This window comes from Paracoccus fistulariae, assembly GCF_028553785.1.
GTDB lineage: Bacteria > Pseudomonadota > Alphaproteobacteria > Rhodobacterales > Rhodobacteraceae > Paracoccus > Paracoccus fistulariae.
This window is the reverse complement of record NZ_CP067136.1, coordinates 2467256-2480301: the sequence shown is the minus strand read 5'-3', so window position 1 is coordinate 2480301 and position 13046 is coordinate 2467256. Positions and strand designations below refer to the sequence as shown.

The window sequence follows — 13046 nt, the reverse complement described above, 5'->3', positions numbered from 1 at the left end:
TCCTCCGACAAGTTATCCACACGCCGAAACAGACAGCCTGAAAGCGATAACCAAAGCTGTATCGAACCCTTTTGTCCGCCCGGACAAGCGCTTATGCTTTGGCGATGCTCCAAGAGTGATAGCCCATGCCTGACGATACGATCCCGCAGCCTGTTCCTAATGTTCCGCTTGCCGGCGTGATCGGTATGCCCATCGCGCATTCCCGTTCGCCCCAGCTGCACGGACATTGGTTGAAGCGTTACGGGATCAAGGGGCATTACGTCCCCCTGCCCGTCATGCCCGAACATCTGGCCGAGGTTTTGCGGGTGCTGCCCCGCGCGGGCTTTGTGGGCGTGAATGTCACCATCCCGCATAAAGAGGCCGTGCTGGCCCTTGCCGACTTCATCACCGACCGCGCCGCGCTGATCGGCGCCGCGAATACGCTGATTTTCCGCCCAGACGGCAAGATTCATGCAGATAATACAGATGGTTACGGCTTCATCGCGAATATCCGGCAGACCGTGCCTGACTGGCAGCCCGATGCCGGACCGGCGGCGATCATCGGTGCCGGGGGTGCGGCGCGGGCCGTTGTGGCCTCTCTGCTGGACAGCGGCGTGAAAGAGCTGCGGATCACCAATCGCACCCGGATCCGTTCCGAACAGATCAAGGCCGAATTCGGCGCCCGGCTTGTCGTCTATGACTGGGCGCAGGCCGGAAACATGCTGGACGGCGCGGCGACGGTGGTGAATGCGACCTCGCTGGGCATGGATGGCAAACAGCCGCTGCGCGTGCCGCTGGATGCGCTGAGCCCGCAAACTCTGGTGACCGATCTGGTCTATGCGCCGCTGATGACCCCCCTTCTGTCCGAGGCGCAGGACCGTGGCTGCAAGATCGTGGACGGTCTGGGCATGTTGCTGCATCAGGCGGCGCCCGGGTTCGAGCGCTGGTTCGGTCAACGGCCTGAGATTGATGAGGATCTGCGCAAGGCTGTCCTGGCATGAGCTTTCTGCTTGGCCTCACCGGAAGCATCGGCATGGGGAAATCCACCACTGCGCAGATGTTTCGTGACCGGGGCGTGCCGGTCTGGGATGCGGATGCGGCGGTGCATCGTCTTTACGCGCCCGGTGGTGCGGCGGTCGATCCTGTCAGCAAGATCTTTCCAGCCGCCTTGCGCGATCAGGCCATCGACCGGAACGCATTGCGCGACATCCTCGCCCGCGATCCGGCGGCGCTGGACCGGTTGGAGGCCATCGTACATCCGCTGGTCGCCGCCGACCGCGAGAGCTTTATCGAAAATCATGCCGACGCGCCGCTGATCCTGCTGGATATCCCGCTTCTTTTCGAAAACAGCTATCAGACACAAATGGATGGCGTGGCGGTGGCCTCGACCGACGCCGAGACTCAGCGGCGGCGTGTCATGGCCCGGCCGGGCATGACATCAGAGACGCTGGCGCTGATCCTGTCCCGGCAGATGCCCGATGCCGAAAAGCGTGAACGCGCCGATTGGATCATCCCCACCGATACGCTAGACGGGGCAAAGGCCGCCGTCACCGGGATCATCAAGGAAATCACATCAGATGCGTGAGATCGTTCTGGATACCGAAACCACGGGTTTTGATGCGGAAGGTGCAGACCGGATCGTGGAAATCGGCGCTTTGGAGCTGATCAATCACCTGCCCACCGGGCGCACATTGCATCTTTACATCAATCCAGAGCGTTCGATGCCGCAAGAGGCGTTAGAGGTGCACGGATTGGGCGACGACTTCCTGCGGGACAAGCCGAAATTTGCAGAAGTAGCGCAGCAATTTATCGATTTCATTGCCGATGACGCCAAGCTAGTGATCCACAATGCCAGCTTCGACATGAAATTCCTGAATGCCGAACTGAAACGCGCGGGATTTCCCACAATTCCCTGGGCGCGGGCGCTGGATACGCTGGCCGTCGCGCGCGAGAAATTTCCGGGCTCACCCGCCTCGCTGGATGCGCTCTGCCGACGCTTCGGGGTGGATAACTCGTCTCGTGAACTGCACGGCGCGTTGCTGGACAGCGAATTGCTGGCCGAGGTCTATCTGGAACTGATCGGTGGCAGGCAGCCCGATTTCGTGCTGGACCAGCCCGGTCAGGAAAAGACGGATGTCCAGCAGACCGGGCAAAGCGGCCCGCGGGCGCAGCGTCCTGTGCCGCTGAAGCCACGCATGACTGACGAAGAAGCCACAGCACATGCGGAATTTGTCGCCAAATTGGGCACAGATGCGATCTGGGCAAGATATTCCCACTGATCCGCGATATTACGAAGACGATATATATCTGTAATTGTGGGATTCATGATCGTCTGGCTTCGTGATTTCTGGTCTTTCTGGTCCGCGATTTTCGACCGGATGGATAAAACCCATATGGGGCTGATTGCTGCCGGGGTTGCGTTTTACGCAATGTTCGCGGTTTTTCCCGGCCTCGCAGCAATTATCGCCTTATGGAGCCTGTGGTTCGATCCCGAGGCCATCATGGCCTATGTCGAAGTCGCCAATGAATTCCTGCCCGAAGGATCGGCGAAAATCATCGACGGGCAGATCAGATCCCTGACCGCCGCCGGCCGCACCTCGATCGGGTGGGCGTCCTTCGTGTCCTTCTTTATTGCGACAATATCGGCGCGGGCCGGTGTCGGCGCGCTGATCCGTGGCCTTAACGCGGCCTATGGCGTCCGGGGCTATTCCACCGTGTTCGGCTTCGTTCTGGCCTATATCCTGACCATCGCCATTGTCGGGATCAGCATTGCCGGGCTGGCGACCATCGTGATCGTGCCGCTGATCCTGAACTTCCTGCCTTTGGGCTCGGCCACGGCAAGGCTGCTGACCGCGCTGCCCTGGGCCGGCATGTTCGCCATCGTCATTCTGGGGATCGGAGTGATCTATCGCTATGGCCCGAATGTCAAAACCCCGCGCACGCCGATCTTCACCTGGGGCGCGCTGTTCGCTGCAATGCTGTGGGCGGCGGCGTCGGTCGGGTTTTCGGCCTATCTCAGCAGTTTCAACAGCTATAACCGGATCTACGGGTCAATCGGAACGGTGGTCGCGCTGCTGATGTGGTTCTATCTGGCCGGTTTTTCGGTGCTTCTGGGCGCGTTGATCAATGTGGAACTGGCCCGCAGGCGGCGGCTGAAGGCCGCCAGATCTGCGCGCGAGTCGCTGAAAAAGGAAAGCGCCGGATAACCGGCGCCTTCACGGTCAGGTTTTTCGCAAAACCTCAGGCTTCCATGCCCTCGGTCGAGGCAAAGAACATCGCCTGCGACACGGCGGAACGAACCTGTTCTTCGCTATAGGGCTTCGAGATCAGGAAGGCCGGCTCGGGCCGGTCGCCCGTCAGCAGCCGCTCGGGGAAGGCGGTGATGAAGATCACCGGCACATCGCCCAGCTTTTGCAGCAACTCGTTCACGGCCTCGACCCCCGACGAACCATCGGCAAGCTGGATATCGGCCAGGATCAGATCTGGGCGATCCTTGGCCGCCAGTTCGATGGCGGCGGTATGGGTCCGCGCCACGCCGGTAACCTCATGGCCCAGCGCCTGGGCGATGCCCTTCAGATCCATGGCGATGATCATCTCATCCTCGATCACCATGATCTTGCCGCAGACGGCCTCGCTCATCTCGTCCAGAGCGATCTGAACCAGTTGCGCGGCCTCGGCCTCGTCGATTTGCATCACGCGGGCGATCTGGTCGTTACGCAGATCCTCGATGGTGCGCAGCAACAGCGCTTCACGTGAATTCGGTGTCAGCTTGCTGAGATGCTGCTGCGCACGCTGTTCACGGACCGACAGATCGGCCTCGGCAACCGGCTGGCCCGAGCTTTGCCAGATGGCATGAAACGCCCGGAACAGCCCCAGGCGGGTATCTTCTTCACCGTCCAGGATCGAACGGTCGGTCAGAATTGCTTCAAGGGTTGCGGCGGCATAATTGTCGCCGGCGCTCTGGCTGCCTGTCAGCGCGCGCGCGTAACGACGCAGATAAGGAAGATCGCGTCCGATGGAATTCGCGAGATCGGCAGAAGACATTTCTTTCTTGTCCTTGTTCCGGTATTATTCCTGTATTGCGAGGAACTATAATTCACCCCTACATGTTGGTAAGGGTGCGCACAAGATTTCCGGGACTAACAATAGAATGACACCACAGCGAGAAGAACGCCGAAAAGAAGCCGTCGAGCAGCAAATCGACGAAAATCTGAGGCGTGTCTACGAACAGGACATCACAGAGGAAATACCGGATCGTTTCCTCGAACTGCTCAACAAGCTGAAAGAGCAGAAATGAAATCCTTTGCCGCTGACGGCATGGACGGTTCGGCTATGGTGAAAATATGAATAAATCCAATATGATTGATCCTCGGGACGAGCTGGTCGAACATCTGCCGGCGCTGCGGGCCTTTGCGCTGTCCCTGACGCGCGAGGGGGCTTCGGCCGACGATCTTGTGCAGGATACGATCGTCAAGGCCTGGACCAATATGGACAAGTTTCAGGTCGGCACGAATCTGCGCGCCTGGCTGTTCACCATTTTGCGAAATACGTTTTATTCGGCCCGCCGCAAGACCAAGCGCGAGGTCAGCGATACCGATGGCATCCATGCCGCGCGGCAGGCGACGCGCCCGGAACATGACGGGCGGCTGGCGATGAAGGACTTTCGCGCCGCCTTTGAGCAATTGCCCGACGAACAGCGCGAGGCTTTGATACTGGTCGGCGCATCGGGTTTCTCTTATGAAGAAGCTGCCGAGATGACCGGTGTAGCCATCGGCACCGTCAAATCGCGCGCCAATCGTGGCCGCCGGAAACTGGCCGAGCTTCTGCATCTTGAAGATGGCGAGGAAATGGAAATGACCGATCCGTCCACGCTTGCCGTGATGGCCGCCAATCAATCACTGTCACGCTAAGGTCGCCGGTGCTCCGGCGGTTTGGCGATAGGCTGTCTTTCACGCGCAAACTGGGCTTTCGTCTGGGCGCGTTGCTGTCAGTGGCCATCCTGCCGCTGGCGCTGATCTCTCTTGTTCAGAACTTCAATCTTGTCCGCTCGGCCGAACGCAGCGTCGAAATCGCGCTGCTGGGCCGGACAACCTCGGCCGCGGCGGGGGAACGCGCCCTGCTGCACAGCGCGCTTGGTTCCGCAGATGCGCTTGGCCCCGGCGTTCTGGACCTGATGGAGCAACCGGAACTCTGTTCGGAACTGATGCGCAGCTTCATCCAGCGCAGCGCGACCTATGTGGCGGCGGCTTTCGTGCCGATGGATGGGATCAGCAACTGCACATCCCGGGCGGCGGGTACGCCGATAGATTTTCGCGATTCCGACGCCTACCGGGAGTTTATTTCCGAACCCGGCACGCTGGTCACCTCATTGAAGAACGGGCCTCTCAGCGGGCGCCCCGTCATTGCCGTGGTGCAGCCGCTTTACCGGGATCGTGAATTGCTGGGCTATGTCACGCTGTCGCTGACCTATGAATTGCTGCGCTCGACCCATGACATGTCGCTGGGGACGCAGGGCGCGCGGATCGTGACCTTCAACCATCGCGGTCAGGTGCTGTCGCTGGACGGCAATGACAAAGAGCTGAACCGCACGATCCTGCCCCAGAATACCGAATTGGTGAATCTGCTCAGCAGCAGCGACACGACCTTCCGCGCCCGTGACAATGGCGGCGCGATGCGGGTCTTTACCGTGGTGCCGATTGTGCCCGGGCTGGTCTATGCCCTGGGCAGTTGGAGCCCCAATACCGCCGGCGCCGGCCTGTTCCAGCTGTCCCGTTTCGGCGCGGTCACCATTCCGGCGGCCTTGTGGCTGGTCTCGCTGGCTGTGGCCTATTTCGCGGTGTTCCGCATGGTCCTACGCCATATCAACGTGTTGCGCGGTCAGATGCGCCGCTTCGCCATCGGCAACCGGTCAGAGCCGCCCCCCGTGCTGCACCACGCCCCGTCCGAGATCTCGGATGTCAGCCAGACTTTCCACAATATGGCCCGCATCCTGATCCGCGATGAAGAGGCGATGGAAGAGGCGGTGAATGAAAAGACCGTCCTGCTGAAAGAAGTGCATCACCGGGTCAAGAACAACCTGCAACTGATCGCCTCGATCATCAACATGCAGGGCCGCATGATCGACGATCCCGATGCCAAGCGGGTGCTGCGGTCGGTGCAGGACCGGGTGGCGGCGCTGGCAACGATCTATCGCAACCTCTATCAGGCCGAGCATCTGGACGCGGTCGAGGCCGGCCGGCTGATCGACGACATTATCAATCAGATGATCAATGCCTCGATCAATTCCTCGAATGATCTGCGGATCGTGACCGATATCCAGCCGCTTATCCTGTTGCCGGATCAGGCCGTGCCGCTGTCGCTGCTGGCGACCGAGGCCGTTACCAATGCCATCAAATATGCCGGCGTGCCCGAAGGGGCCGACCGGGCATGGGTTCGCGTCAGCCTTACCTCGGACAAGCCCGGCCGCGCGACGCTGGAGATTTCCAATTCCGTGGGCGCGCGGGTCCATCACAGCGAAGGCACCGGCCTTGGCGGCCAGCTGATCGAGGCTTTTGCCACGCAGCTAGAGGGTGAGGCCGTCACCGAATCCAATGATGAAAGCTTCACCCTGCGGCTTGATTTCTCGATTGACAGCGGCGTTTTCGGCAGCGCCAATGATCCGCGCAACGTGGTGTTGACCTCAGCCGCGCGCGAGGGCGCGCAACATTGACGTGACGGCCTTGCTCAAGGGACTTGCGCAGGCCCGGATCGGCTTTATCTTATCGCTATGACTCAGCCAGGAAGCTATAATCTGACCACGGGAGAGGGGCTTTTGGCCTGCCCCCGATGCGACACCCTGCATGTCGAGGTCGAATTGCATTCGGGCGAAACCGCCAAATGCACGCGCTGCGACGGCCTGCTGGCCAAGCCGCAGGGCGGCGCCTTTACCCAGTTGATCGCGCTGGCCTTTACCTCGATCATCCTGCTGATGGGCGCGATCTTTTTCCCCTTCCTGGAAATCTCGCGCATGGGTTTCGGCAATACGACCTCGCTTTTCGGCGTGGCGATGGCCTTTGCCGAGGGCTTTCTGCTGCCGCTGGTTCTGGTGCTGCTGCTGCTGGTGATCGGCCTGCCCATCTTCCGCTCGGCGCTGCTGCTTTACACGCTGATCCCACTGGCACAGGGCTCTGCCCCCTATAAACACGCCGCCAACGCATTCCGCCTGTCCGAAAAGCTGCGCCCCTGGTCCATGGCCGAGATCTTCATCATCGGCACCGCCGTGGCGCTGGTAAAGGTCGCCGGATTGGCGACGGTCCATCTGGGGCCCGCCTTCTGGGCCTTCTGCATCCTCGTGCTGGTCAACCTCGCCTCGCGCGGGTTCATGTGCCAGACCACGATCTGGGACGCGATCGAGGATGCGGGCGTGACCACCGATGGGCGCGAAATGGTTGAAGGCCGGAATTGATGGATGAGGGCAAGACCACCCGTCCGGTGCTGACCGCGCACCGCGCTGGCCTGCTGGGATGCCGCAGTTGTGGGCGCGTCTGGCCGGAATCCCAGACGAATTGCGCGCGCTGCGGCGCGACGCTGGTGCCGCCGGATCGCCGGTCGTTGCAGGCGGTCTGGGCCTGGTGGCTGGCCGGGCTGATCACCTATATCCCCGCCAATATCTTTCCGATGATGAGCACGCGCAGCCTGGGCGGTCTGGCCGGCAACAGCGAAGCGACGATCATGGAGGGCGTGTTGCAGCTGATCCATCACGGCAGCTACGACATTGCCGCGATCGTCTTCGTCGCCTCGATCGTGGTGCCGATCGGCAAGTTCATCGCGATTGCCTGGCTGGCGCTGGCGGCTGGTCGACCTGCCTCGGTCCATCAGGCGCATCGCAGGCTTCATGTCTATGAGGTCGTTGAATTTATCGGCCGCTGGTCGATGATCGACGTCTTCGTGGTGGCGATCCTGTCGGCGCTGGTCCAACTGGGCTTTGTCGCCTCGATCCACCCTGGTCCGGCGGCGGTCTCTTTCGCGCTATCGGTTGCGTTCACAATGCTTTCGGCGCAAAGCTTCGACCCAAGATTGATCTGGCGCGGCCTGCCGCTTCGAAGCCGGACGGATGATGAAGGGACAGGATAAGACCCCATGAGTAACGAGTCCGCGCAGGATCCTCAGCCGCTGAAACCTGCCAGCCCGGTTCGCAAGACTGCCAAACGCGCCGCTCAGGCAGGGCTTGGCATCATCTGGCTGGTGCCCATTCTGGCATTGGTCGTCACGCTTGGGATCGGGTTGAACGCCTATAGCAATCGCGGCCCGCTGATCGAGGTCGAATTCGCCGACGCGACCGGCGTGATCCCGGGCGAAACTGTTCTGCGCTTCCGCGAAATCACCGTCGGTCAGGTCGAAACGGTCAGCTTCAGCTCTGATCTGTCGCGGGTCATTGTCAAGATCCGGGTCGAAAAGGATGTCGCGGAATATATCGATTCCGATGCCGCCTTCTGGATCGTGCGTCCCGAGGTGACCGCGCGGGGCGTGACCCGACTTGATACCGTGCTGAGCGGATCCTTTATCGAAGGCTACTGGGACGCGGAGGTGACCGAGCCGCAGAAGAATTTCGTCGGACTGAACCGTCCGCCGCTGATCCGGGAAGACGCCAAGGGAACCTGGGTGACGCTGGCGATGGACAGCGCGGACGGGGTCACCGAAGGCTCGCCGATCCTGTATCGCGGTATCCAGGTCGGCCGGTTGGAAAATGTCCGCCTGTCGCCGAATGAGGATACCGTCATTACGGACGCGTTTATCGAAGCACCTCATGACGGGCGGCTGACGACCTCGACGGTGTTCTGGAACAGCTCTGGCTTTTCGGTTTCTCTGGGTTTGCGCGGCGTGTCGCTGAACGTAAGCTCTTTGTCATCGCTGCTGACAGGCGGTGTCGCCTTTGACACGCTGGTCAGCGGAGGCCAGACGATCGAGCCGGGATATACCTTCTATGTCCAGCCGGACGAAGAGACCGCCCGCAACGACGTCTTTGCCGGCAGCCCCGGCGATGTCCTGCAACTGACCATGTATGTGGACGATTCACTTGAGGGGTTGGAGAAGGGCGCGGATGTCGAATTCCAGGGTCTGAATGTCGGTCAGGTCAGCAGCCTGTCGGTCGTGATCCGGAATTCCGATGACCCCGATGGCGAGCCCGAGGTGAAGCAGCAGGTGGTGCTGGCCGTCTCATCGGGCAGGCTGGGGTTAGAGCCGGGCGCCACCCGCGACGATGCACTTCGTTTTCTGGAACAGGCGGTGCAGGGCGGGCTGCGCGCCCGCGTCGCCAGCGCCGGTCTTCTGGGCCTGTCCCTGAAGGTCGAGCTGGTCGAGATCCCCGATGCCGCGCCTGCCAGCCTTGATCTTGCCGGAGATCCCAATCCGGTCATCCCCTCGGTCGAAGGCAATCTTGAAGATTTCACCGCCACCGCCGAAGGTGTCCTGAACCGCATCGGCAACCTGCCGATCGAGGATGTGCTGAAATCCGCGACCGATATGATGGACAGCGTGACGGCGATTGCCAGCTCGCAGGATACCCGCGCCATCCCCGGCAGCCTGCGCGCGACGCTGGATCAGGCGCAGGCCGCGGTGACCGATATCAACGGCATGGCCCAGGAGCTGCGCGACAAGAATGCCGCCGCCAAGGCCGCGCTGCTGCTGGAAGGCGCGGTGCTTGCCGTGGAATCGATCCGACTGGCCGCTGTCGATACGCCGGCGCTGATCGAGCGTATCGATTCCGTGGCCACCTCGCTGGACGAATTCGGTTTCGCCGAGGTGGGTGAACAGGCCCAGGGCATTCTTTCCGATATCCGCGCCATGCTGGGGACCGAGGATGCCGAACAGCTGCCGCGCAACCTCTCGGACACGCTGGAGGCGGCATCCGGGCTGCTGAACGATCTGCGGGACGGCAATGCGGCGGGCAGTCTGAATAACGCACTGGATTCCGCCAGTACGGCGGCGGATGAGATCGCACGGGCGGTGCAGGATCTGCCGCAGTTGATCCAGCGCCTGCAGGCGACGGCGGTGCGGGCGGATGCTGTTCTGGCCTCTTATGGCGACCGCTCGGCCTTCAACAACGAAGCGATTGGCATGCTGCGTGAAATTCGCCGTGCGACCTCCGCCTTTGGTTCACTGGCGCGGATGATCGAACGCAATCCGCAAGCCTTCATTCTGGGACGGTAAACGACAATGCTGATGAAACATCTGCGTCTTGCAACGCTGACCGGGACCGGGCTTCTGACCCTTGCCGGTTGTTCCAACCCCGAAAAGACGGCCCGCTATCTGCTTGATCCGCCGCCGGTGGCAGCACAGGTTCCGAACCGTCTTGGCACGGCAGAGCTGAAAGACGTCTCATTGCCGGAATATGCCTCGGACGAAGAGCTGGCCTTTCAGACGGCCGATGGCGCGGTGCGGTCCTCGCCCGACAACCTCTGGGCCGACAATCCCGAACGCGCCTTCACGCTGTCGCTGGCGCGGGCCATCTCGGACGTGTCCGGCGCGACCGTGATCGGAGAGCCGTGGCCCCTGGCCGAGCCGCCGCAGCGCGTGCTGGAGGTGCGGGTGGAACGTGCGCTGGCGCAGGCCAATAACACCTATCGGCTGTCGGGGCGCTATTTCGTCGCGGATGATCGCAGCGGTGGCGCGAACCATGCGCGCAGCTTTGACATTCTGGTGCAGATGCAGGGGTCGTCGCCCGCCTATACGGCGGCAGCCGCGTCAGAGGCGATTTCCATTCTGGCCCAGCAGATCGCGACCCTGTCCGGTCCGGGCCGCAGCATTGCGACCAAATCGCAGCCCGATCCCTTCGCGGTCAATCTGGACCCGATCTTCTAACCTTGTCCCGCCGGGGCCAGCGCGTCGAGGATCTGGCGATGCAGGCGCGGCCCGGCGACGATCAGACCATCCACCATCGCCTTCGGGCTGTTGAACCGCATCCGTCCGCCCCTGCGGTCGGTTGCCAGCGCCCCTGCCCGTTCCGCGATCAGGCTGCCTGCGGCGATGTCCCATTCCCATGCCGCACGCAGCGACAGCGCCGCGTCAAAGCGCCCTTCCGCAGCAAGGCACAGGCGCCAGGCCAGCGAGGGCCGGAACTCGCGCCGAAAGGGCGGCGTGGTGCCGCCGCGCCAGTATCCCGGCTCTGACGCCGCGCGATAGGTCAGCACGGATGCGCCGTCGATATCGGCATCGCAGGGCGCGATGGGATCTCCGTTGCGCAAGGCAGGACCGTCCTTGCTGGCGGTGTAAAGGATATCCCGCGCGGGCAGGTAGACCACGGCGGCGATAATGTCATCGCCCTGCGCGATAGCCAGCGAATGGGAAAAGCCCTCCTGCCCGGCAATAAAGGCGCGGGTGCCGTCGATCGGGTCGATGATGAAGCAATGATCGGCATCCAGCCGCGAAGGATCGGCCTCGCTTTCCTCTGACAGCCAGCCGTAATCGGGCCGCGCCGCCTGCAGTTTTCGCGCCAGCGCGTCATTCACCGCCAGATCGGCCTCGGTCACGGGGCCTGCATCATCCGCCTTTTCCCAGGTCTCGGGATCCTGTTTCCAATAGCGCAGGGCGATCTGCCCCGCTTCGCGCGCGGCCTCGGTCAGCAGCGCCAGATCGTCCTCAGGCCCCGGCAACGGTCATCCCCTCGACAAGCAGGCTGGGAACCTCTGACCCGCGCCAGGGCAATGCGTCATTGGCCGCAATCAGGGTCATCAGCATATCCCGCAGATTTCCGGCGATGGTGCATTCATTGACTGGATAGGCGATCTGGCCGTTTTCCACCCAGAAGCCCGCCGCGCCGCGCGAATAATCCCCCGTCGTCCCGTTGATCGAAGAGCCCAGCATCGAGGTCACGACCAGACCGCGCCCCATATCGGCGATCAGCTGATCGCGGCTTTGGCCGCCCGGCGTCAGGATCACATTGCTGATGCTGGGCGAAGGCGGCGAGGATATCCCGCGCGCGGCCGAGGCTGTGCTGTCCATCCCCAGCTTGCGCCCCGTTGCCAGATCCAGCGTCCAGCCCTGCAGGATGCCATCCGCAACGATGCTGCGTTTCGCCGTGGCCAGCCCCTCTGCGTCGAAGGGGCGCGAGGAAGGATAGCGCAGCCGGTGCGGATCCTCGACCAGATCCATGCCCTTGGGCAGCACCGCCGTTCCAAGGGCATCGCGCAGCCAGCTTGAGCCGCGGGCCACAGCCGCGCCATTCACCGCCGACAGCAGATGTCCGATCAGCGACGCGGCAACCCGGCGATCATAGAGGATCGGAAAGGCCCCGGTCGGCGGTTTCCGCGAACCCGCCCGTTCCAGCGTTCGCCGGGCGGCCAGCCGGCCGATTTCTTCGGGTTCAGGCAGATCATCGGCCCAGATGCGGGATTCGGCGGCATAGTCACGCTCCATCCCCAGACCCTCGCCAGTGATCGCCACAGCCGAGATCACATGCGTGCTGCGACCGTACCCGCCCGAAAACCCGTTCGAGGTCGCAAGCCAGACTTCGCGGCGGCTGAAGGCGGCATTGGCGGATTCGACCTGGGTGATCCCCGGCTGGTCCAACGCGGCGGCTTCGGCACGCAGGGCCAGCTGTTGCAGGTGGTCCGGCTGCGGATCGGGGCGGTCATCCGCAATCTGCAGCGATGTGGCCTCGCGCATCGAGGCCAGCTGATCCGGATCGGCCAGCCCCAAGGTGTCATCGACAGGCGCCTCTTTGGCCATGGCCACCGCGCGTTCGGCCATGTCTGCGATGGTCGCCGGGCTGTGTTCCGAGGTCGAGACACAGGCCTGCCGCCCGCCGATCAGCACGCGCAGCCCGATTTCGACGCCCTCGGCGCGTTCGGCATGTTCCAGCGTGCGGTTGCGCATGTCGATGCTGACCGACTGGCCACGCACGGTCAGCGCATCGGCCTGATCGGCACCCGCGCGACGGGCAGCGGCAATCATGGTTTCAGCAAGCATTTGAAGATTTGCGGGCGTGTTGGCGTCACTGCTCATCCGGCTCTCCTATTTGTTGCCTCTTTTGTCGCGCCACGGCGGGTTTCGCAAATGAAAAGGGCCGGAGCATCAGCCCCGGCCCTGAA

14 protein-coding genes are annotated in these 13046 nt (G+C 62.4%); 11 read left to right on the top strand and 3 right to left on the bottom strand.

The features are described from left to right. Window positions 1-125 precede the first annotated feature (125 nt). From JHX87_RS12235 to JHX87_RS12220, 4 genes are read left to right on the top strand one after another with little or no spacing between them, the layout of a single operon-like run. Entirely contained in the window at window positions 126-980 is an 855-nt protein-coding gene (locus JHX87_RS12235; protein WP_271883973.1) for a shikimate dehydrogenase, read from the top strand. Next, window positions 977-1564: a dephospho-CoA kinase gene (coaE, locus tag JHX87_RS12230; protein ID WP_271883972.1), complete on the top strand. Its 588-nt coding sequence runs from the start codon at window positions 977-979 to the stop codon at window positions 1562-1564. Before JHX87_RS12235 ends, coaE begins: the two co-directional genes overlap by 4 nt. Beyond that, on the top strand, window positions 1557-2258 hold the full coding sequence (dnaQ, locus tag JHX87_RS12225; RefSeq protein ID WP_271883971.1) for a DNA polymerase III subunit epsilon: 702 nt from the start codon (window positions 1557-1559) through the stop codon (window positions 2256-2258). The genes coaE and dnaQ overlap by 8 nt, the downstream gene beginning before the upstream one ends. A 45-nt stretch (window positions 2259-2303) precedes the next feature. After that, window positions 2304-3185 (top strand): YihY/virulence factor BrkB family protein, encoded by an 882-nt coding sequence (locus JHX87_RS12220; RefSeq protein ID WP_271883970.1) that lies wholly within the window; start codon window positions 2304-2306, stop codon window positions 3183-3185. A gap of 34 nt (window positions 3186-3219) precedes the next feature. Here JHX87_RS12220 and JHX87_RS12215 read toward each other — a convergent pair whose 3' ends face one another. After that, window positions 3220-4023, bottom strand: a complete 804-nt coding sequence (locus JHX87_RS12215; protein ID WP_271883969.1) for a response regulator — start codon at window positions 4021-4023, stop codon at window positions 3220-3222. A 106-nt stretch (window positions 4024-4129) separates the two neighbouring features. On the opposite strand from JHX87_RS12215, the gene JHX87_RS12210 reads away from it, so the two are divergent. The 7 genes from JHX87_RS12210 (at window position 4130) to JHX87_RS12180 (ending at window position 10818) form a co-directional block, all read left to right on the top strand. Then, window positions 4130-4276 (top strand): NepR family anti-sigma factor, encoded by a 147-nt coding sequence (locus tag JHX87_RS12210; protein WP_271883968.1) that lies wholly within the window; start codon window positions 4130-4132, stop codon window positions 4274-4276. Between the two features lie 61 nt (window positions 4277-4337). Beyond that, a complete protein-coding gene (locus JHX87_RS12205; protein ID WP_271883967.1) occupies window positions 4338-4889 on the top strand; it encodes an RNA polymerase sigma factor in 552 nt (183 codons plus the stop codon). Window positions 4890-4897: 8 nt separating this feature from the next. Continuing rightward, window positions 4898-6688 (top strand): sensor histidine kinase, encoded by a 1791-nt coding sequence (locus JHX87_RS12200; RefSeq protein ID WP_271883966.1) that lies wholly within the window; start codon window positions 4898-4900, stop codon window positions 6686-6688. A gap of 57 nt (window positions 6689-6745) precedes the next feature. Beyond that, entirely contained in the window at window positions 6746-7423 is a 678-nt protein-coding gene (locus JHX87_RS12195) for a paraquat-inducible protein A (protein WP_271883965.1), read from the top strand. Continuing rightward, on the top strand, window positions 7423-8091 hold the full coding sequence (locus tag JHX87_RS12190; protein WP_271883964.1) for a paraquat-inducible protein A: 669 nt from the start codon (window positions 7423-7425) through the stop codon (window positions 8089-8091). The genes JHX87_RS12195 and JHX87_RS12190 overlap by 1 nt, the downstream gene beginning before the upstream one ends. Before the next feature lie 6 nt (window positions 8092-8097). Continuing rightward, window positions 8098-10167, top strand: a complete 2070-nt coding sequence (locus JHX87_RS12185) for a PqiB family protein (RefSeq protein WP_271883963.1) — start codon at window positions 8098-8100, stop codon at window positions 10165-10167. 12 nt (window positions 10168-10179) lie between these two features. Then, the gene (locus JHX87_RS12180) at window positions 10180-10818 is read left to right on the top strand and encodes a PqiC family protein (protein WP_271883962.1); all 639 of its coding nucleotides are present in this window, start codon (window positions 10180-10182) and stop codon (window positions 10816-10818) included. Here the strand turns inward: JHX87_RS12180 and JHX87_RS12175 are convergent. After that, window positions 10815-11609: an inositol monophosphatase family protein gene (locus JHX87_RS12175; protein ID WP_271883961.1), complete on the bottom strand. Its 795-nt coding sequence runs from the start codon at window positions 11607-11609 to the stop codon at window positions 10815-10817. The genes JHX87_RS12180 and JHX87_RS12175 overlap by 4 nt on opposite strands. After that, window positions 11596-12924: a TldD/PmbA family protein gene (locus JHX87_RS12170; RefSeq protein WP_377776081.1), complete on the bottom strand. Its 1329-nt coding sequence runs from the start codon at window positions 12922-12924 to the stop codon at window positions 11596-11598. Before JHX87_RS12170 ends, JHX87_RS12175 begins: the two co-directional genes overlap by 14 nt. Between the last annotated feature and the right edge of the window lie 122 nt (window positions 12925-13046).

Coding starts and splice junctions, on each gene's coding strand:
- JHX87_RS12215 (WP_271883969.1), bottom strand. CDS start 4,023: ATGTCTTCTGCCGATCTCGCGAATTCCATCGGACGCGATCTTCCTTAT.
- dnaQ (WP_271883971.1), top strand. CDS start 1,557: ATGCGTGAGATCGTTCTGGATACCGAAACCACGGGTTTTGATGCGGAA.
- JHX87_RS12235 (WP_271883973.1), top strand. CDS start 126: ATGCCTGACGATACGATCCCGCAGCCTGTTCCTAATGTTCCGCTTGCC.
- JHX87_RS12210 (WP_271883968.1), top strand. CDS start 4,130: ATGACACCACAGCGAGAAGAACGCCGAAAAGAAGCCGTCGAGCAGCAA.
- JHX87_RS12220 (WP_271883970.1), top strand. CDS start 2,304: ATGATCGTCTGGCTTCGTGATTTCTGGTCTTTCTGGTCCGCGATTTTC.
- JHX87_RS12190 (WP_271883964.1), top strand. CDS start 7,423: ATGGATGAGGGCAAGACCACCCGTCCGGTGCTGACCGCGCACCGCGCT.
- JHX87_RS12170 (WP_377776081.1), bottom strand. CDS start 12,924: ATGCTTGCTGAAACCATGATTGCCGCTGCCCGTCGCGCGGGTGCCGAT.
- JHX87_RS12180 (WP_271883962.1), top strand. CDS start 10,180: ATGAAACATCTGCGTCTTGCAACGCTGACCGGGACCGGGCTTCTGACC.
- JHX87_RS12195 (WP_271883965.1), top strand. CDS start 6,746: ATGACTCAGCCAGGAAGCTATAATCTGACCACGGGAGAGGGGCTTTTG.
- JHX87_RS12185 (WP_271883963.1), top strand. CDS start 8,098: ATGAGTAACGAGTCCGCGCAGGATCCTCAGCCGCTGAAACCTGCCAGC.
- coaE (WP_271883972.1), top strand. CDS start 977: ATGAGCTTTCTGCTTGGCCTCACCGGAAGCATCGGCATGGGGAAATCC.
- JHX87_RS12205 (WP_271883967.1), top strand. CDS start 4,338: ATGATTGATCCTCGGGACGAGCTGGTCGAACATCTGCCGGCGCTGCGG.